The organism is Sphingomonas sp. (genome assembly GCF_050725575.1).
Classification (GTDB): domain Bacteria; phylum Pseudomonadota; class Alphaproteobacteria; order Sphingomonadales; family Sphingomonadaceae; genus Sphingomonas.
Genome location: NZ_JBOHHW010000039.1, coordinates 1 through 18,093, shown reverse-complemented (window position 1 = coordinate 18,093; position 18,093 = coordinate 1). Strand labels below are relative to the sequence as shown.

The window sequence follows — 18,093 nt, the reverse complement described above, 5'->3', positions numbered from 1 at the left end:
GCGCATGACGATCGGCCGTCTCAACCATGTCGGGGTCGCGACGCCCTCGATCGAGAAATCGGTCGAGACCTATCGCACCCTGCTCGGCGCGACCGTGATCGGCGCGCCGTTCGATCTGCCCGCACAGGGCGTGAAAGTGTGTTTCATCGACACGCCCAACACACAGATCGAATTGATCGAACCTTATGACGACAATTCGCCGATCGCCGGATTTCTGAAGAAGAACCCGGCCGGCGGCCAGCACCATGTCTGTTTCGAGGTGCCCGATATCGATCAGGCGGTCGCCGATCTGAAGGCGAAGGGCGCAACCGTGCTGGGCGAACCGCGCATCGGTGCGCACGGCACGCCGATCGTGTTCGTCCATCCCAAGGATTTTGGCGGCCTGCTGGTCGAGTTGATGGAAGCGCCTTCTGGCGGTCATTGAGACGGAGAAAAGAGTGCCCGATTTCGAAACGATCCTGACCGAGCGGCGCGGCAACGTGATGCAGATCACGCTCAACCGGCCCGAGCGGCTCAATGCCGCGCCGCCGCAAATGGCGGATGAGATCGGCGTGGCGCTCGACCATCTCGATGGCGCGCGCGCGATCGTCATCACTGGCGCCGGCCGCGCTTTCTGCTCCGGCGCTGACCTGCAGGCGCGGGGCGAGGGATCGATCGACAGCGGGCGCGGATCCTATGCCGCGCTCACCCGTCATTATAACCCGACCATGATCAAGCTGGCCGAACTCGACGTGCCGATCGTCAGCGCGGTCAACGGGCCGGCCGCCGGCATCGGCTGTTCGATCGCCCTGTGCGCTGATTTCGTGCTGGCGGGGCGCTCGGCCTATTTCCTTCAGGCGTTCGTCAATATCGGGCTGGTGCCGGATGGCGGCGCGTCCTGGATGCTGACCCGGCTGGTCGGCAAGGCGCGCGCGACCGAGATGATGCTGCTCGGCGAGAAGGTCGGCGCGGAGAAGGCGGAAAGCTGGGGTCTGATCCATAAATGCGTCGACGACGCGGTGCTGCTCGACGAAGCGCTGGCGTTGGCCGACCGTCTTGCCGCCGGTCCGACGCTCGCACTCGGCATCATGCGCCGCAACATCGCCGCCGCAATGGACGGCACCTATGCCGAGGCGCTGACCAGAGAGGCCAATGGCCAGCGTATCGCCGGGGGCAGCGCCGATGCGATGGAGGGCGGCATGTCCTTCCTCCAGAAGCGCAAACCCATCTTCAAAGGCGCCTGAGAACCGGCCGTGGCGATCGCCTATTATCTTTCCCACCCGCAGGTCAGGGTCGATCCGGCCATCCCGGTCCCCGATTGGGGATTGTCGGACGCTGGCCGCGAACGGCTGTCCGCGCTCGCCGGTCGCGAATGGCTGGCGAGCGTCCGCCGCATCGTCTCGAGCGGCGAGCGCAAGGCGATCGAAACGGCGGAGATTCTCGCGCCGCTGACCGGCGCGACGGTGGAACTGGTCGCCGCCATGCACGAGAATGACCGCAGCGCGACCGGCTTCCTGCCGCCCGACGAGTTCGAAGCGACCGCGAACCAGTTCTTCGCGCAACCCGCCCAGTCGGTTCGCGGCTGGGAGCGCGCGATCGACGCGCAGGCACGGATCGCGCGCGCCGTCCGGCGCAGCCTGGCCGACCGCGCCGATGACGAGACAGTGTTGTTCGTCGGCCATGGCGGCGTCGGCACGCTGCTGAAATGCGCCATCGCCGGCGATCCGATCGACCGGCGCCATGATCAGGCGGCGGCGGGCGGCCATCCCGGCGGCGGCAATGTCCATGCGTTCGAAGCGGATCTCTCGGCGTCGCGCTTCGGCTGGACGGCAATGGAAGATCTGCAATGACCGACAAATCGACAGCCGGGCCGACGCTCGAACAATGGCAGGCCGCAGCCGCCAAGGAAGTGAAGGGCAAGGATCTCAACTGGCCGACGCCCGAGGGCATCACGGTCAAGCCGCTCTACACCGCGGAGGATGTAGCGGAGATCGATCCCGGCCTGCCCGGTTTTGCGCCGTTCACCCGCGGCGTGCGCGCATCGATGTATGCCGGCCGGCCCTGGACGATCCGGCAATATGCCGGCTTCTCCACCGCCGAGGCGTCGAACGCCTTTTACCGCCGCAACCTCGCCGCCGGGCAGAAGGGCCTGTCGGTCGCGTTCGATCTCGCCACGCATCGCGGCTATGACAGCGACCATCCGCGCGTCACCGGCGATGTGGGCAAGGCCGGTGTGGCGATCGACACGATCGACGACATGAAGATCCTGTTCGACGGCATCCCGCTCGACAAGATGAGCGTGTCGATGACCATGAACGGCGCGGTGATCCCGATCCTCGCTTTCTTCATCGTCGCGGGCGAGGAACAGGGCGTGCCGCAGGAGCTGCTCGACGGCACGATCCAGAACGACATCCTCAAGGAGTTCATGGTCCGCAACACCTACATCTACCCGCCCGAGCCGAGCATGCGGATCATCTCGGACATTATCGGCTATACCTCGCGGCACATGCCGAAGTTCAACTCGATCTCGATCTCCGGCTATCACATGCAGGAAGCCGGGGCGACGCAGCTGCAGGAACTCGCTTTCACCATTGCCGACGGGCGCGAATACGCCAAGGCCGCAATGGCCTCGGGGCTCGATCTCGATGCCTTTGCCGGACGGCTGTCCTTCTTCTTCGCGATCGGCATGAACTTCTTCATGGAGGTCGCCAAACTGCGCGCCGCGCGCAAGCTGTGGCACCGCGTAATGACGGATCTCGGCGCCAAGGACGAGCGCTCGAAGATGCTGCGCACGCACTGCCAGACCTCGGGCGTGTCGCTGACCGAGCAGGATCCGTACAACAATGTCATCCGCACCACGATCGAGGCGATGGCGGCAATGCTTGGCGGCACGCAGTCGCTGCACACCAATGCGCTTGACGAAGCGATCGCGCTGCCGACCGATTTCTCCGCCCGCATCGCGCGCAACACGCAGATCGTGATCCAGGAAGAGACGGGCATGACCAAGGTCGTCGATCCGCTCGGCGGCTCCTATTACATCGAGAGCCTGACGCAGGAGCTCTACGACAAGGCTTGGGAAATCATCGAGCGCGTCGAGAGCGAAGGCGGCATGGCCAAGGCGGTCGCCGCCGGCTGGCCCAAGGCGATGATCGAGGAAGCCTCGGCCGGTCGCGCCGCGCGCGTCGATATGGGCGAGGACGTGATCGTTGGCGTCAACAAGTACAAGCTGGCCGAGGAGGATGCGATCGACATTCTCGACGTCGATAATGTGGCGGTGCGAGAATCGCAGATCGCCCGCATCAAGACATCCAAGGCGGGCCGCGACGAGGATAAATGCCGCGCCGCGCTCGATGCGTTGCGCGAAGGCGCGCGCGGTACCGAGAACGTCCTTGGCCTCGCCGTCGACTGCGCCCGCCAGCGCGCGACGCTGGGTGAGATCAGCCAGGCGATGGAAGATGTGTTCGGCCGTTATGGCACCAAGCCGACCCCGGTCTCGGGCATTTATGGCGGCGCGCATGAATTCGACAAGCGCTGGCAGGGCCTGCTCGACGGGGTCGGCTCGCTCACGCAGCGCAAGGGCCGCCGGCCGCGCCTGCTCGTCGCGAAAATGGGCCAGGACGGCCATGACCGCGGCGCCAATCTGGTCAGCTCGGCATTCGGCGATCTCGGGTTCGAGGTCGTGCCCGGCCCGCTGTTCCAGACGCCCAAGGAAGCCGCCGATCTTGCGATCAGTTCGGACGTTGACGTGGTCGGCGCTTCGTCGCTGGCGGCAGGGCACAAGACGCTGATTCCCGAACTGATCGGGCATCTGCGCGATGCGGGCCGCAGCGATATCAAGGTGATCGCGGGCGGGGTGATCCCGGCGCAGGATTATCAATATCTGCGCGACGCGGGCGTGCAGGGAATTTTCGGGCCGGGCACCAACCTGGTCAACGCAGCCGGCGAAGTGCTCCGGCTGCTCGGGCACAATATGCCCCCGATAGAGGACGCAGCAGAATGAGTGATACCCTTCGTCACCCCGGACTTGTTCCGTGTTCGAGCGTTGGCTTGCCCCCGGCAAGCCAAGATTGCACGCGGGGCGTGCAATCTCGCTCGAACACCACCGTGCAACAATTCATGGCCTCTCAAGAGGAGGAGTGGACCCCGGAACAAGTCCGGGGTGACGGCACTCGCACCGACTGGACTCGCGAAGACATCGCCGCGCTGTTCGATCTGCCCTTCACTGAACTGGTGATGCGCGCCGCCCAGGTCCATGCCGCGCATCACGCACCGGGCGAGGTCCAGCTCTGCACCCTCCTGTCGATCAAGACCGGTGGCTGCCCGGAGGATTGCGGCTATTGCAATCAGTCCGCCAGTGCCGAGACCGACCTCAAGGCGACCAAGCTGATGGATGTCCGCGCCGTGCTGCAATCGGCGGCGCAGGCACGCGATGCCGGATCGCAGCGTTTCTGCATGGGCGCCGCCTGGCGCAATCCCAAGGACCGCGACATGCCCGCGATCATCGAAATGGTGAAGGGCGTGCGCCAGATGGGCCTGGAAACCTGCATGACGCTTGGCATGCTCGAGCCGCATCAGGCGCAGCAGCTCGCCGAAGCGGGACTCGATTACTACAACCACAATATCGATACCGCGCCGGAAAAATACGGCGATATCATCACCACGCGCACCTTCCAGGACCGGCTCGACACGCTGGAAAATGTGCGTGAAGCCGGGATCAACGTGTGCTGCGGCGGCATCGTCGGCATGGGCGAAACCCGCAGCGACCGGGTCGGCTTCATCCATGCGCTCGCGACCTTGCCGCGTCATCCCGAAAGCGTGCCGGTCAATGCGCTGGTGCCGGTCAAGGGCACGGTGCTCGGCAATATGCTGGCCGATACGCCGCTCGCGAAGATCGATGACATCGAATTCGTCCGCACCGTTGCGGTCGCGCGCATCACCATGCCGATGAGCATGGTGCGCCTGTCGGCCGGCCGCGAAAGCATGTCCGACGCGACCCAGGCCCTGTGCTTCATGGCCGGCGCCAATTCGATCTTCACCGGCGACAAGCTGCTCACCACCGGCAATGCCGGCGACGATGCCGATGCGGCGCTGTTCAGCAAGCTGGGACTGAAACCGATGGTCGGTGAAGAGCCGATGCGTGCCGGCGGTATCGAGACAGCACCATGAGCAAATCCCTGGCCGCCATATTGCTCGCGATCGTCACGATTGTGTGGGGCGGCTGGTCATTCCTGTTGTTCATGGGCCAAACCCTGGGCGAGTGTCGCGACGACGGCTGCTCCGTACTTCGGGATGCAGAAATCGGGGTCATCTGGTGGCGGTGGCTGGCGATCGAACTTGCCGTGGTCTTTGCCTATCTGCTGACCTTACGGTCCAGGAAGAGTTGATGGTCAAGAGGATGCCGATCGCCAACCGCGACGACATGGCCTGCCGTGTCATGCGTGTCACCGTGGCGCTATTCGCCAAGCTGGGCATTCGGTCGATGGAGGGCGTTGAACCCATGCGATTGGAAAAGACATGCTGCTGATCACCCTGCTGCTCGCCGCGGCTCCCCTCAATTGCGCCGATCCGCAAACTCAGGCGGATATGACGCAATGCGCCGGCGCCGCCGCGCAGCGCGCCGATGCCGAGATGACGCGGCAGTGGAATGCCACCTATGCCTATATGAAGCGGCGCGACGCGCAGAACACGTCGCGCGGCGGCGGTTTCGGCTATGCCCCGGCGCTGCTCGCCAGCCAGCGCGCCTGGCTCAAGTTTCGCGACACCCAATGCGTGATCGAGGGCGGCCAGTTCGCTGGCGGCTCGGCGCAGCCCATGGCGCAGGCGCAGTGCAAGGCGCGGTTGAGCGAGGCGCGGACGGCGCAATTGCGCGAGTTGATCTGGAAGTGAGGGCGAACCCGCTCTTTACCGGCAGTAACCCGCATGTTGCAGTCCGAACATGGGCGGCGATGTGAGGCAATTGCAGAAAGCCGCCAGAGTCGGTGCGCTGCTTGTCGGGCTCGGCATATTGGCCGTGATATGGTTCTTTGGGTTTTTTATGGCTTGGGGTCTTTTGTCGGGGGCCTTTTTTATGCGGCCCGGCTCCGATAGCGGCCCATCTCTGGTTGTGATTTCAATTGCTGTTCTGTCGTATATTTGGATTGCGATGCGGCTATTTCGGGAAAGATTACGCTAGTGTTCAAGAAAATCCTGGTCGCCAATCGTGGCGAAATTGCTTGCCGCGTCATGCGTACCGCCAAGAAAATGGGCATCGCCACCGTCGCGGTCTATTCCGACGCCGATGCGCGCGCGCCGCATGTGCTGATGGCGGATGAAGCGGTCCGGCTCGGGCCGCCGCCGGCGGGCGAAAGCTATCTGCTCGCCGACCTGATCCTGCTCGCCGCGAAGGAAACCGGCGCGGACTGCATCCATCCCGGCTACGGCTTCCTGTCCGAGCGCGAGAGCTTCGCCAAAGCCTGTGCCGAGGCCGGCATCGCCTTTGTCGGCCCACCGCCCAACGCGATCGCCGCGATGGGCGACAAGATCGAATCCAAGAAGCTCGCCAAGGCGGCCGGCGTCAATGTCGTGCCCGGTTTCCTGGGTGAAATCGCCGACACCGACGAAGCGGTGAAGATTGCCGCCGAGATCGGCTATCCGGTGATGATGAAGGCCTCGGCCGGCGGCGGCGGCAAGGGCATGCGGCTGGCCTATAGCGAACAGGATGTGCGCGAAGGGTTCGAGGCGACCAAGCGCGAGGGGCTCGCCAGCTTCGGCGACGACCGCGTGTTCATTGAGAAATTCATCGAAAGCCCGCGCCACATCGAAATCCAGGTGATGGGCGATCAACACGGCAACATCGTCTATCTCGGCGAGCGCGAATGCTCGATTCAGCGCCGCCACCAGAAAGTGGTCGAGGAGGCGCCGTCACCCTTCGTCACGCCCGAGATGCGCAAGGCGATGGGCGAACAGGCGGTCGCGCTGGCACGCGCAGTCGGCTATTTCTCCGCCGGTACGGTCGAACTGATCGTCTCGGGCGCCGATACGACCGGCCAGGGCTTCTACTTCCTCGAAATGAACACGCGTTTGCAAGTCGAACACCCGGTGACCGAAGCGATCACTGGCCTCGACCTGGTCGAGCTGATGATCCGCGTCGCCGCCGGTGAGCCGCTCGGCTTCACCCAGGACGATGTGACGCTGACCGGCTGGGCGATCGAGAACCGCATCTATGCCGAGGATCCCTATCGCGGCTTCCTGCCCTCGATCGGGCGGCTGGTGCGGTATAATCCGCCCGAGGATGCCCGGCCGGCTTATGGCCCGGTCGATGCGGACGGCCCGGCCTATATCCGGGTCGATGACGGCGTGCGCGAGGGCGGCGAGGTATCGATGTTCTACGACCCGATGATCGCCAAGCTGATCACCTGGGCACCGACCCGGATCGAAGCGATCGACCAGCAGATCGCTGCGCTCGACGCGTTCGAGATCGACGGGCCGGGCAATAATATCGATTTCGTCTCGGCATTGATGCAGCATCCGCGCTTCCGTGAGGGTAATATCACCACCGGCTTCATTGCCGAGGAATATCCCGACGGCTTCCACGGCGCGCCTGCCGACACCGAACTGTTGCGCGACCTGTCGGCGATCGCTGCCTTTGCCGCCACGGCGGAAGCGGATCGCGCGCGCCGCATCGACGGCCAGCTCGGCAAGCGTCTCCGCCCGCCGGCCGACTGGTCAGTGAAGATCGATGGCGCGGAGCATATCGTGTCGATCTCGACCGATGGCGTCACGGTTGACGGCGAAGATCTCGACATCGCGCTGGAATATACCCCCGGCGACCGCGTCGTGCATGCCGAGATCGGCGATGAGGATCTGTCGGTGCGGATCGCGAAGACTCGCGGTGGCTTCAAACTGACCACGCGCGGCGCGGCGCACATCGCCCGCGTCCTGCCTGCGCATGTCGCGCCCTATGCCGAGCATCTGATCGAGAAGATCCCGCCCGATCTGTCGAAATTCCTGCTTTGCCCGATGCCCGGCCTGCTCATGCGGCTCGACGTCGCGGCCGGCGACAAGGTCGAGGCCGGCCAGCCGCTCGCCGTGGTCGAGGCAATGAAGATGGAAAATATCCTGCGTGCGGAAAAGGCCGGCACGGTGAAATCGGTCAATGCCAAGCCCGGCGACAGCCTGGCGGTGGACGAGATTATTCTGGAGATGGAATGATTGCACCCGGTTGTCCGACTAAAATCATCCCATCGTCCAGGACAGCTTTGCCCGGAGCATCGGCCGGGCGCAGGCCTTAACCGCCTTTTTTGTCCATTGGTTTGAGCTTGTCCTTGTAACTGTCGAATTCGGCGGCGTTCGACGGAGCAAGGTTGGGGTTACCCGACATGAGTCCCACCGCGATCTCGCATCTCACAAAATAGGTTTCGCCTGCTTCGATCTCCAGATTGACGGCGTCCTTTGACAGGTTCTTCGCCCAGTACCGGTGAGTGCCGGGATCTGCGTAATGGACGAAATACCGGTTCTGGGTCAGTTTTGAGAGGCGCACCTCGCTGGACCCCTCTCCTTCGCGGACCATGCAACCCGGCGCCATAAGCAGGCCCCCGGGACGGTAGAAGATGATCTGGCCCTGGTTTGCGGGCGGGGCGCCGAACATGCCGGCCGATCCTGCCGGAGGTTGAGTTGATGCATTCGCGGCCGTCGATTGCGCTGGCGTTGCTGTGTCCGGATTCTGCGCAAGCACCGGCGTTAAGGGTATGAGAAGCGAAATCACGATCGGCTTGAATCTCATTTGGGAACCTCCTGTTGTTCATTGATACGAGGCAGTGGGATACAGCTGCCCGCTACCTTCGCCGTGGCTATGCTGCCAGCGGGAATATCTACATTCTGAGCATTTGGGATCGGGCCGATACGAGATAGAATGGTGATATGATAGGCCCCGGCTCGATCGATGCGAAAGCCGCGCAAAGGCAACCGCTTGTCACCGAGATCAAGGTATCGCGCCGCAACGATCAATTCACCAACCTTGTTGGTCATGAAGCGGGGATGCGACGCGTGGATGATTTCGCCAACGCCTTGTATTCCGGCCGTCAGGATCGTCTTGCCATCGAGGATCAGCGGTTCGGCCAGGCGGATTTTGAAGAAGTCTCCGATCTTCGCGGTCTTCGACCCTATGGCATCCACAACTTCGATCTGAAGCGCCGTGCCTGCGAGGATCGAGCCGCAAGTGTCGGGTGCAACGGCGGCGGCTGGTGAGGGCTGCGTGACTGGCTTTGCCGACACGTCCTGCTGCAACACAAGCATCGCCAATACAGTCAGGATCATGTTCAACCGCCCCCATGATTGCCGGCCAGCATGCCAGTTGTCGTCCCGCACTGCCGTTCACGTGGCGTCGATTCAATAGCTTTATCAAACAAGGTAGGCTGACGCCGAAGGTGCCTTTTGAACTGTACGGAATTGGAACAATCGGCCTGCTGTTCCGGCAGAAACAGCATGCTGTTTTCATGCTGTTATGCGCTGTTCCCATGCTGTTATTAAATAACAGCATGGGTCCGCACTATACTATTGAAAATAAACGGAAATTTTTCGCTGAAAATCCAACTTAACAGCATGGAAAAAATCTCGTGGAAAATAACAGCATGAACAGCAAAAAAATGCCTGCATGATCGGGCTGCCGAAGCGGCGGCCGAAACCGTTCACACTCGCGCAAGCGACAAATTGCGACAATAAATCGATGGACCAAAGGCAACACGGCGACCATTTGAACACCATGCTTAGTTCGCGCATCTCTCTGCTGCTCGTCATCGCCCTGCCGCTTCAGGCGTGCGCGGTCGGCCCGAACTATACGCCGCCGGCCAGCGCGTCGCTCGGCGTGCCGGATGCCTATTCGACCCCGGCGCCGGCGGGTGCGCTGCCTGACATCGCGACCTGGTGGACCAATCTCAACGATCCGCTGCTCAACTCGATCGTTGAGCGGGCGCGGCGCGACAATCTCGACATCGCCCAGGCCGTGGCGCGGTTGCGCCAGGCGCGGGAGTCGCTGGTCCAGTCGCGTGCCGATCTGCTGCCCAGCGTCGATGCGTCGGCGGGCTATTCACGCAACTTCAATCTGAAGGGGCAGAGCTTCGGCAGCGTGACCAATGCCGGGATCGTCAACCAGAATTATTCCATCTCGGGCGATGTGTCCTACCAGGCCGATATCTTCGGCGGGGTGCGGCGCTCGGTCGAGGCATCGCGCGGCGCCTATGAGGCGAGCGGCTTCGATCTCGCCTCGGTGCAGACCTCGATCGCCTCCGAAGTGGCGCGCAACTATGTTCTCGCGCGGGCCGCCCAGGCCAGCTTGGCCATCGCGCGCGGATCGCTCACCATCCAGGACGATAATCTCGAAATCGCCGGCTTCCGCGTCCAGGCCGGGCTGGTCTCGTCGCTCGACAGTGAACAAGCGCGTGCGCAGCGTGCCCAGACCGCCGCGCAGATCCCCACGCTCGAACAGAATTACCAACAGGCCGCCAACCGGCTCGGTGTGCTCACCGGGCAGGCGCCGGGCGCGCTGAAGGCTGAGCTTGCCGCCGTCGCGCCGATCCCCGCCGGCCCGTCCGCGGTGCCGGTCGGCGTCCCCGCCGACATCATCCGCCAGCGTCCCGATGTGCGTTCGGCGGAACGCAACCTCGCCGCGGCGACCGCGCGGATCGGCGTGGCCGAGGCACAGCTCTATCCCGCGCTCAGCATTGGCGGCAGCATCAGCACCAATGCGGGACTGTTCAGTTCGCTTGCCGATGTCATCACTGGCCGGCTGTTCGCGACGATCGCTCAGACGATCTTCGACGGCGGGCGCAACCGCTCGGTGGTGCGCGCCAACAAGGCCGCGGCCGACGGCGCCTTTGCCGCCTATAAATCGACTGTGCTGACCGCGCTCGAGGATGTCGAGAATGCGCTGACCGCGCTCGACACGGCGAAGGCGCGCCAGCGCGAATTCGCGATCCAGCTCGACGCGTCGAACAATGCCGCGATCCTCGCGCGCAGCCAATATCGTGCCGGCCTGACCGACATCACCACACTCAACACGTCGGAGAGCTCGCTGCTCTCGGCGCAGAACGGGTTGGCTGGCGCCAAGGCGGACCAGGCCCAGGCGCTCGTGCAGCTTTATCTCGCACTGGGTGGCGGCTGGAACAGCGCCGAAACCCCGCAAGCCGACAAGATTCAGGAATAAGCCATGGCCGACACCAATCTCGACGAGTTCCTCGGTGTGAAGCAGCAGCCGGCCTGGCGCCGCTACCTGAAATGGGTGCTGATCGCGGTCGGCGTGGTGCTGCTCGCGCTGCTGCTCAGGAGCTGGCTGGCGGGAACGGCGCCGGTCGAATATACCACCGAAAAGGCCGCGCAGGGTTCGTTCCAGGTCACCGTCTCGGCGACCGGCAAGCTTGCCCCGACCAATCAGGTCCAGGTCGGCTCGGAATTGTCGGGTCTGGTTACCAAGGTGGTGGTCGACGTCAACGACCGTGTCGTGGTCGGGCAGCCGCTGGCGCTGGTCGATCCGTCGCGCTTCCAGGACACCGTCAACCAGAGCAAGGCCGCGCTTGCCGCCAATGTCGCCGCCGTGGCTCAGGCGCAGGCAACGCTTGCCCAGTCGGGCGCGCAGCTTCAGCGGCTGCAGGAAGTCAGCCGGTTGTCGGGTGGCCGCGTCCCGGCCAAGACCGAGATGGAGCAGGCGATCGCCGATCGCTCGCGCGCCGTGGCGAACCTCCGCGCGGCCCAGGCCAATGTCCAGTCGGCCCAGGCGACGCTGTCGTCCAACGCGACTCAGCTGGTGAAGACCGTGATCCGCTCACCGGTCAATGGCGTGGTGCTCGCGCGCCAGATCGAGCCGGGCCAGACCGTCGCTGCGTCGTTCAGCACGCCGACTCTGTTCGTCATCGCCGAGGATCTGTCGGCAATGAAGCTTGAGGTCGCGATCGACGAGGCCGATGTCGGGTCAGTCAAGCAAGGCCAGAAGGCCAGCTTCACCGTCGATGCCTTTCCGGGCCAGACCTTTCCCGCCGACATCACGCGCGTTGACCTCGGCTCCAATCTGAGCGCGCAGACCACCACCACGACCGCCAGCACGACCACTGCGCAGGTCGTCTCCTATGGCGCGACGCTGACCGTGGCGAACCCCAAGCTCGATCTGCGCCCGGGCATGACCGCGACCGCCGATATCGTGACCACGGCCAAGAACAATGTCCTGCTCGTTCCCAACGCCGCCTTGCGCTTCAAGCCCGACACGTCCGGGCCCAGTGCCAGTCCGAGTGGCGGCATCGCCGGCGCGCTTGTCCCGACCCGGCCGCGCCGTGGTGGCCGTGGCGGCGGCGGGGGTGGAGAGCGCACCGCGACGATCGGCCGCGGCGGGCATCAGACGGTCTATATCAAGGACACCGACGGCACGCCCAAGGCGATCGACATCACCACTGGCGAGACCAATGGCTCGGTCACCGAAGTGACCGGTGGCAACCTGAAGCCGGGCATGGACGTGATCACCGGCCAGCTCGCATCGGGCGACAAGGCTTCCTCGGGCGGCGGTCAGCGCCGGCGCTCGGGCGGCGGGGGCGGTGCTGGCGGCGGCGGTGGGCAGCGCAGTGGCCAGTAACACCGAACCGCTGATCCGGCTGCGCGGCGTCACCAAGACCTATGGCGAAGGGGCGACCGCGTTCCAGGCGCTGAAGGGCATCGACCTCGACATCCAGGCGGGCGATTTCGTCGCGGTGATGGGCGCGTCGGGATCGGGCAAGTCGACGACGATGAACATCCTTGGCTGTCTCGACGTGCCGACCGGGGGCACCTTCGAATTTCGCGGCCATCATGTCGAAACGCTCGGCCGCGACCAGCGCGCGCTGCTGCGCCGCAAATATCTCGGCTTCGTGTTCCAGGGCTTCAACCTGCTCGCGCGCACCACTGCGCTCGAGAATGTCGAACTGCCGTTGCTCTATCGCGGCGACCCCAAGAAACAGCGTCACGATGCGGCGATGGCCGCGCTCGACAAGGTCGGGCTGGCGCAGTGGTGGGATCATACCCCGGCCGAACTGTCCGGCGGTCAGCAGCAGCGCGTCGCCATTGCCCGCGCGATCGTCACCTCGCCTGACGTCCTTCTCGCCGACGAGCCAACCGGTAACCTCGATTCCGAACGCTCGGTCGAGATCATGGAACTGCTCAGCGACCTCAACCGCGAGAATGGCATCACCGTGCTGATGGTCACCCACGAACCCGACATGGCCGCCTTCGCCCGCACCGTGGTGCATTTCAAGGACGGGCTGGTCGAGCGGATCGAGGCGCAACACCATCAGGGCGAGAAAGTGACGATCTGATGCTCGGCACCACCTTCCTCCTCGCGATCCGGTCGATCCTGCGGCACAAGCTGCGCTCGATCCTGACTGCGCTCGGCATCATCATCGGCGTCGCGGCGGTGGTGACCATGGTCACGCTCGGCCAGGCGACCACGGCTGCGGTGCAGAAGCAGATCTCGGCGCTCGGCACCAACATCCTGCAAATCCGCCCCGGCCAGGGTTTCGGCCGCGGCGGCGGCGGGCCGAGGCCGCCCGATTTCAAGCAGGAGGATGTCGATGCGATCTCGCGCCAGATCGCCGGCGTCAGTGCCGTCGCGCCGCAAGCCCAGTCGACCGCCACTGCGATCTATGAAGGCGCCAACTGGTCGACCACGATCAACGGCACGACCGGGGCCTATTTCCAGGTTCAGCCCTGGCCGCTGACCTCGGGACGTACCTTCACGCGGGCTGAGGAGCAGGCAGGCAAGGCAGTGTGCATCATCGGCAGCACCGTGCGCACCAACCTGTTCCGGGGCGGCGCGGCGGTCGGGGAACGCATCCGGCTTGGCGGCATCTCGTGCGATGTGATCGGCATCCTCTCGACCCGTGGCCAGGCCGGCTTTGGCGGCGATCAGGACGATGTCGTGATCATGCCGATCAAGGCGGTGCAGCGCCGCTTTACGGGCAATCGCGACATCCGGCTGATGCTGGTCGGGGTCGACCAGGCCTATTCGACCACGGCGGTGCAGTCCTCGATCACCGACCTGCTGCGCGAACGGCGCAACATCACCGGCAGCAAGGATGACGACTTCAACATCTTCGACACCAAACAGATTTCCGATACGCTGACCGGCACCACCACCCTGCTCACCAGCATCGTGACGGCGGTTGCCGCGATCAGCCTGATCGTCGGCGGAATCGGCATCATGAACATCATGCTGGTGTCGGTGACCGAGCGGACGCGCGAGATCGGCATCCGCCTCGCGATCGGCGCGGTGGCGAACGAGGTGCTGCTGCAATTCCTGGTCGAGGCGGTCGCGCTGTCGATGCTCGGCGGGCTGATCGGGCTGGTCATCGCGCAGATCGCGGTGGTCTCGCTCGCGCCGGTGATGAAGGTCGATTATCTCTTCGTGCCCCAGATCAACCTGATCGCTTTCGGCATCTCGGCGGTGATCGGCGTGGTGTTCGGCTATTTCCCGGCGCGGCGCGCGGCGAGCCTCAATCCGATTGACGCTTTACGCCACGAATAGGCCGGACCAGGGCGCGCAGCCGCTCCAGGTCTTCGGGCGTGTCGATATCGATCAACTCATTGACCGGTGCGACGACATGCTTGCCGGCGCGAACCATTTCGCGCGCGCCATAATCGCCCTGCAGCGCCAGCAGCGCCTCGCACTGGTCGATGCCGAACACGGCGGGCGGGCGCGGATGCCGGCCGTCGCTCGATGCGACCACCGAGTCGGGGCCGTCGGCCGTGTCGAGCAGGCTATGGACCAGCGACGCGGTGACGCGCGGCATATCAGCGAGCGCGAACAGCACCGCATCGGGATCCAGCTCGCGCGCCGCGGCGACGCCGAGGCGGATCGAGCTCGACAGATTGCCCTTCGGCGTATCGTTGGGAATGACGCGGTAGCCGCGCGCCGCGAAGTCGAGCCGGGTGTTGCTGGTGACCGCGATGCGACCAAGGAACGGCATGCCCTCCAGCGCGGTCACGACATGAAAGGCGAGCGGTTTGTGCAGGAACTCCTGCTCCAGCTTGTCCTTGTCGCCGAACCGCACCGATCGGCCGGCGGCGAGCAGGATCAGGACAGTGCGGTTGACGGCGATCATCGGCTTCTCCTGCCGGTTCTAACGCCGCGGCGCGTTGAAGGCTCCGACCATCGCGGCGGCGATCGACAGGGCAATCTCGGCCGGCCCGATCGCGCCGATATCCAGCCCGACCGGTGCATCGATGCGGTCGAGATCCGCCTCGCCCAGCCCCGCTGCCGCGAGCCGCTCGCGCCGCGCGGCATGGCTCCGCCGCGATCCGAGCGCGCCGACATAGGCGGCTTTGGTCGCCAGTGCCGCGATCAGCGCCGGGTCGTCGATCTTGGTGTCATGGCTGAGCGTCACCACCGCGGTCGATGGTCCCGGGGCATAGGCCGCCACCGCTTCGTCGGGCCAGCGATCGTCAAGCGTGACGCCCGGGAAGCGTTCCGCGGTCAGGAAACGCGCGCGGGGATCGATCACCACCGTGTCAATGCCAAGCTCACGCGCGAGGCCTGCCAGCGCCTGGGCGATCTGCACCGCGCCGATGATCAGCAGGCGGCGCGGCGGATCGTAGCGATTGACGAACGCCGCGCCCTCGATCTCGCGCAGCGAACTCGTGCCGCTGCCGAGATCGGTCGCGACGCTCAGCGCCTGGCCTGTGTCGCGCGCTTCGGCGATGCGATCGAACAGCTCCGGATCGAAGCCGGCCGCGGAGACCGGCTGCACCATCACCGCGATCTGCCCGCCGCACGGCAGGCCGACTTCCCAGGCGGCGGCATCCTCCACGCCGTATTGTTTCATCACGAACGGCGCGCCCGCGATCACCTCGGCAGCAGTGGTCAGGATGTCGCTCTCGACGCACCCGCCCGACACCGACCCCTCGAACCGGCCATCGGCATGGACGAGCATATGACTGCCCTTGGGGCGCGGCGCGGAGCCCCAGGTCGAGACAACCGTGGCAAGCGCCATCGGCGCGCCTTTCCAGGCGGTGGCGGCGGCAAGGACGGTATCGTTATCGGCCATCAATGATATCTCGTGATTCAAATGGATTGCGCATCGTGACATTCACGCCGCACGCAGGCACTCCGCAACACAGGACAGGATATATTGCGGCGAGCCCGGCCGGCGGCAACTTGCTTATCGTCAATATGTCATCATCCTGCTGCATGAGCCCGGGCGTGAGGCAGGGGCAACGCCTTTGATGAAATCGGTATCCGGGATTGGCAGCGCAATGACATATTTCACCACCGCCACAGTTACTCGTCTCGTCGCTTCCGCTATGGTCGTGCTGGCCATGGGCGTTACGACCATGCAGGATAAGGCCATGGCCAAGGATCACAGCGCGCCCATCATCATCGCCCACCGCGGCGCGAGCGGGTTGCGTCCCGAACACACCATCGCGTCCTACACGCTGGCGATCGAGCAAGGCGCCGACTTCATCGAGCCCGATCTGGTGCTGACCAGGGACAATGTCTTCGTTGCGCGGCACGAGAATGACATCACCGGCACGACCGACGTTGCGACACATCCCGAGTTCGCCGATCGCAAGAAGGTCAAGGTGATCGATGGCGAAAGCCATAGCGGCTGGTTCACCGAGGACTTCACGCTTGCCGAACTGAAGACGCTGCGTGCCAAGGAACGCCTGCCGCAGCTGCGCCCGGACAATGCCAAATATGACGGCCAGTTCGAGATTCCGACCCTGGCCGAGATTATTGCGCTGGCCAAGGCGCGGTCAAAGACGACTGGCCGGACAATCGGCATCTATCCCGAAACAAAGCATCCGAGCTATTTCGCATCGATCGGCCTGCCGATGGAAGAAAAGCTCGCCACCGAGCTGAAAGCCGCCGGCTGGGGCGGTGCCGATGCACCGGTGTTCATCCAGTCCTTCGAGGTCGATAATCTCAAGCGGCTGCACAAACTGACCGGCATCCGCCTGATCCAGTTGATGGATGCCGCCGGTGGCCCGGCCGACAAGGCGGTGGCGAGCTATAAGGAGATGGTGACGCCGGCGGGGCTGAAGGCGGTCGCCGCCTATGCCTATGGCATCGGCCCGTCCAAGGCGATGATCCGCAATGGCGATGCGGCACCGAGCAGTTTGATCGCGGATGCGCACCGGGCGGGGCTGCGCGTCCATCCCTGGACCTTCCGCGCGGAGAATTTCTTCCTCCCGCCGAGCCTGAAGAACGGTGTCAACCCTGCAACACATGGCCGTCTTTCGGACGAAATCGCGTTGTATATCAATGACGGCGTCGACGGGTTCTTCACGGATTTTCCCCAGATCGGCGCCGAAGCGCGCGATGCGAGCAAGCGTCCGCACCAACCATGAGGCAGACAATGCGCAAGCTGATCATCGCGTCCATCGCCCTGCTTCCGCTCCTGTCGGGCGGTTGCGTTCGTACCGTCGCGAGTGTCGTCACTGCGCCGGTCAAGGTTGCGGGCAAGGCAGTCGACTGGTCGACCACCAGCCAGAGCGAGGCCGACCGCAATTACGGCCGCAAGATGCGCAAGCAGGAAGAACGCGAAGGCCGCGAGCGGCAAAAGGCGGAGAAGGCGTGCCGCAAGGATCCCAATGCCTGCCAGTCTTATGACGGCTACCGCGCCGGCGAGTCTTCGCGCGATGACGAACCGCGCTGACCCGCCCCACCTTTCCCCGCGCCGTGGTTGAACTCGATCGTCGCGCCGTTCTGCTGGGCCTGTCGGCCTGTGCGGCCTGGCCGCTCCAGGCGCAGGCGACGCGCAGGACGGCGGCGGCGCTGATCGCGGCGGCGCGGCGCCAGGTCGGCGTCACTTTGGCCTATGATCCCGCCTATAGCGTGCTGGCCTTTCCCAATGGCGACGTATCGCGTGCCAAGGGCGTGTGCACCGACGTCCTGATCCGCGCCTATCGCGATGCGTTCGGCGTCGATCTGCAGGCGCTGGTCAATGCCGATATGCGCGCGCATTTCGGCGCCTATCCGAAGCGCTGGGGACTGCGCAGGCCGGATCGCAACATCGACCATCGCCGGGTGCCGAACCTGCGGGCGTTCATGGCCCGCAAAGGTGCGCAACTGCCGCTCGCCGCGACATCTGCCGGCTGGCGCCCGGGCGATATCTTCACCAGCCT

General features: G+C 64.6%; 20 protein-coding genes. 16 read left to right on the top strand and 4 right to left on the bottom strand.

What is annotated here, in order from left to right; genetic code table 11:
- Positions 1 to 4: 4 nt before the first annotated feature.
- The 9 genes from mce to ACRECS_RS20670 all read left to right on the top strand — a co-directional run bounded on the left by mce (position 5) and on the right by ACRECS_RS20670 (position 8,169).
- Positions 5 to 424 (top strand): methylmalonyl-CoA epimerase, encoded by a 420-nt coding sequence (gene mce, locus ACRECS_RS20710; protein ID WP_431584850.1) that lies wholly within the window; start codon positions 5 to 7, stop codon positions 422 to 424.
- 13 nt (positions 425 to 437) lie between these two features.
- On the top strand, positions 438 to 1,223 hold the full coding sequence (locus ACRECS_RS20705) for an enoyl-CoA hydratase-related protein (RefSeq protein WP_431584849.1): 786 nt from the start codon (positions 438 to 440) through the stop codon (positions 1,221 to 1,223).
- Between the two features lie 9 nt (positions 1,224 to 1,232).
- Positions 1,233 to 1,829, top strand: a complete 597-nt coding sequence (locus ACRECS_RS20700) for a histidine phosphatase family protein (RefSeq protein WP_431584848.1) — start codon at positions 1,233 to 1,235, stop codon at positions 1,827 to 1,829.
- Complete coding sequence (scpA, locus tag ACRECS_RS20695) at positions 1,826 to 3,979, top strand: methylmalonyl-CoA mutase (RefSeq protein ID WP_431584847.1); 2,154 nt, start codon at positions 1,826 to 1,828, stop codon at positions 3,977 to 3,979. The genes ACRECS_RS20700 and scpA overlap by 4 nt, the downstream gene beginning before the upstream one ends.
- Positions 3,980 to 4,095: 116 nt before the next feature.
- Positions 4,096 to 5,145 carry a biotin synthase BioB gene (bioB, locus tag ACRECS_RS20690; RefSeq protein ID WP_431584846.1) on the top strand — a complete coding sequence of 350 codons (1,050 nt, stop codon included), beginning with the start codon at positions 4,096 to 4,098 and terminating at the stop codon, positions 5,143 to 5,145.
- Positions 5,142 to 5,363, top strand: coding sequence for a hypothetical protein (locus ACRECS_RS20685; protein WP_431584845.1), 222 nt, complete (start codon positions 5,142 to 5,144; stop codon positions 5,361 to 5,363). Before bioB ends, ACRECS_RS20685 begins: the two co-directional genes overlap by 4 nt.
- Positions 5,363 to 5,503: a hypothetical protein gene (locus ACRECS_RS20680; protein WP_431584844.1), complete on the top strand. Its 141-nt coding sequence runs from the start codon at positions 5,363 to 5,365 to the stop codon at positions 5,501 to 5,503. The genes ACRECS_RS20685 and ACRECS_RS20680 overlap by 1 nt, the downstream gene beginning before the upstream one ends.
- Positions 5,494 to 5,865, top strand: a complete 372-nt coding sequence (locus tag ACRECS_RS20675; RefSeq protein ID WP_431584843.1) for a lysozyme inhibitor LprI family protein — start codon at positions 5,494 to 5,496, stop codon at positions 5,863 to 5,865. Before ACRECS_RS20680 ends, ACRECS_RS20675 begins: the two co-directional genes overlap by 10 nt.
- A gap of 285 nt (positions 5,866 to 6,150) precedes the next feature.
- The gene (locus tag ACRECS_RS20670; RefSeq protein WP_431584842.1) at positions 6,151 to 8,169 is read left to right on the top strand and encodes a biotin carboxylase N-terminal domain-containing protein; all 2,019 of its coding nucleotides are present in this window, start codon (positions 6,151 to 6,153) and stop codon (positions 8,167 to 8,169) included.
- A 76-nt stretch (positions 8,170 to 8,245) separates the two neighbouring features.
- On the opposite strand, the gene ACRECS_RS20665 is transcribed toward ACRECS_RS20670, so the two are convergent.
- Positions 8,246 to 8,740: a hypothetical protein gene (locus tag ACRECS_RS20665; RefSeq protein WP_431584841.1), complete on the bottom strand. Its 495-nt coding sequence runs from the start codon at positions 8,738 to 8,740 to the stop codon at positions 8,246 to 8,248.
- Entirely contained in the window at positions 8,737 to 9,273 is a 537-nt protein-coding gene (locus ACRECS_RS20660) for a hypothetical protein (RefSeq protein WP_431584840.1), read from the bottom strand. The genes ACRECS_RS20665 and ACRECS_RS20660 overlap by 4 nt, the downstream gene beginning before the upstream one ends.
- Before the next feature lie 445 nt (positions 9,274 to 9,718).
- Here ACRECS_RS20660 and ACRECS_RS20655 point away from each other — a divergent pair, with 445 nt between their 5' ends.
- From ACRECS_RS20655 to ACRECS_RS20640, 4 genes are read left to right on the top strand one after another with little or no spacing between them, the layout of a single operon-like run.
- The gene (locus tag ACRECS_RS20655; RefSeq protein ID WP_431584882.1) at positions 9,719 to 11,158 is read left to right on the top strand and encodes an efflux transporter outer membrane subunit; all 1,440 of its coding nucleotides are present in this window, start codon (positions 9,719 to 9,721) and stop codon (positions 11,156 to 11,158) included.
- A gap of 3 nt (positions 11,159 to 11,161) precedes the next feature.
- Positions 11,162 to 12,571, top strand: coding sequence for an efflux RND transporter periplasmic adaptor subunit (locus ACRECS_RS20650; protein WP_431584839.1), 1,410 nt, complete (start codon positions 11,162 to 11,164; stop codon positions 12,569 to 12,571).
- Positions 12,549 to 13,286 (top strand): ABC transporter ATP-binding protein, encoded by a 738-nt coding sequence (locus ACRECS_RS20645; protein ID WP_431584838.1) that lies wholly within the window; start codon positions 12,549 to 12,551, stop codon positions 13,284 to 13,286. The genes ACRECS_RS20650 and ACRECS_RS20645 overlap by 23 nt, the downstream gene beginning before the upstream one ends.
- On the top strand, positions 13,286 to 14,494 hold the full coding sequence (locus ACRECS_RS20640; protein WP_431584837.1) for an ABC transporter permease: 1,209 nt from the start codon (positions 13,286 to 13,288) through the stop codon (positions 14,492 to 14,494). The genes ACRECS_RS20645 and ACRECS_RS20640 overlap by 1 nt, the downstream gene beginning before the upstream one ends.
- Here the strand turns inward: ACRECS_RS20640 and ACRECS_RS20635 are convergent.
- Entirely contained in the window at positions 14,463 to 15,071 is a 609-nt protein-coding gene (locus ACRECS_RS20635; protein WP_431584836.1) for a nucleotidyltransferase family protein, read from the bottom strand. The genes ACRECS_RS20640 and ACRECS_RS20635 overlap by 32 nt on opposite strands.
- An 18-nt stretch (positions 15,072 to 15,089) precedes the next feature.
- Positions 15,090 to 16,013 carry an XdhC family protein gene (locus tag ACRECS_RS20630; RefSeq protein WP_431584835.1) on the bottom strand — a complete coding sequence of 308 codons (924 nt, stop codon included), beginning with the start codon at positions 16,011 to 16,013 and terminating at the stop codon, positions 15,090 to 15,092.
- A gap of 271 nt (positions 16,014 to 16,284) precedes the next feature.
- On the opposite strand from ACRECS_RS20630, the gene ACRECS_RS20625 reads away from it, so the two are divergent.
- The 3 genes from ACRECS_RS20625 to ACRECS_RS20615 all read left to right on the top strand — a co-directional run.
- Complete coding sequence (locus ACRECS_RS20625) at positions 16,285 to 17,316, top strand: glycerophosphodiester phosphodiesterase (protein WP_431584881.1); 1,032 nt, start codon at positions 16,285 to 16,287, stop codon at positions 17,314 to 17,316.
- An 8-nt stretch (positions 17,317 to 17,324) separates the two neighbouring features.
- Positions 17,325 to 17,624 carry a hypothetical protein gene (locus ACRECS_RS20620; protein ID WP_431584834.1) on the top strand — a complete coding sequence of 100 codons (300 nt, stop codon included), beginning with the start codon at positions 17,325 to 17,327 and terminating at the stop codon, positions 17,622 to 17,624.
- Between the two features lie 23 nt (positions 17,625 to 17,647).
- On the top strand, positions 17,648 to 18,093 hold a 446-nt coding region (locus ACRECS_RS20615), incomplete at its 3' end, for a DUF1287 domain-containing protein (protein WP_431584833.1).

Excerpts from the sequence above, each read along its gene's own strand:
- mce (WP_431584850.1), top strand. The coding sequence starts at position 5 with ATGACGATCGGCCGTCTCAACCATGTCGGGGTCGCGACGCCCTCGATC.
- scpA (WP_431584847.1), top strand. The coding sequence starts at position 1,826 with ATGACCGACAAATCGACAGCCGGGCCGACGCTCGAACAATGGCAGGCC.
- bioB (WP_431584846.1), top strand. The coding sequence starts at position 4,096 with ATGGCCTCTCAAGAGGAGGAGTGGACCCCGGAACAAGTCCGGGGTGAC.
- ACRECS_RS20685 (WP_431584845.1), top strand. The coding sequence starts at position 5,142 with ATGAGCAAATCCCTGGCCGCCATATTGCTCGCGATCGTCACGATTGTG.
- ACRECS_RS20680 (WP_431584844.1), top strand. The coding sequence starts at position 5,363 with ATGGTCAAGAGGATGCCGATCGCCAACCGCGACGACATGGCCTGCCGT.
- ACRECS_RS20675 (WP_431584843.1), top strand. The coding sequence starts at position 5,494 with ATGCTGCTGATCACCCTGCTGCTCGCCGCGGCTCCCCTCAATTGCGCC.
- ACRECS_RS20665 (WP_431584841.1), bottom strand. The coding sequence starts at position 8,740 with ATGAGATTCAAGCCGATCGTGATTTCGCTTCTCATACCCTTAACGCCG.
- ACRECS_RS20660 (WP_431584840.1), bottom strand. The coding sequence starts at position 9,273 with ATGATCCTGACTGTATTGGCGATGCTTGTGTTGCAGCAGGACGTGTCG.
- ACRECS_RS20655 (WP_431584882.1), top strand. The coding sequence starts at position 9,719 with ATGCTTAGTTCGCGCATCTCTCTGCTGCTCGTCATCGCCCTGCCGCTT.
- ACRECS_RS20650 (WP_431584839.1), top strand. The coding sequence starts at position 11,162 with ATGGCCGACACCAATCTCGACGAGTTCCTCGGTGTGAAGCAGCAGCCG.
- ACRECS_RS20640 (WP_431584837.1), top strand. The coding sequence starts at position 13,286 with ATGCTCGGCACCACCTTCCTCCTCGCGATCCGGTCGATCCTGCGGCAC.
- ACRECS_RS20635 (WP_431584836.1), bottom strand. The coding sequence starts at position 15,071 with ATGATCGCCGTCAACCGCACTGTCCTGATCCTGCTCGCCGCCGGCCGA.
- ACRECS_RS20630 (WP_431584835.1), bottom strand. The coding sequence starts at position 16,013 with ATGGCCGATAACGATACCGTCCTTGCCGCCGCCACCGCCTGGAAAGGC.
- ACRECS_RS20625 (WP_431584881.1), top strand. The coding sequence starts at position 16,285 with ATGGGCGTTACGACCATGCAGGATAAGGCCATGGCCAAGGATCACAGC.
- ACRECS_RS20620 (WP_431584834.1), top strand. The coding sequence starts at position 17,325 with ATGCGCAAGCTGATCATCGCGTCCATCGCCCTGCTTCCGCTCCTGTCG.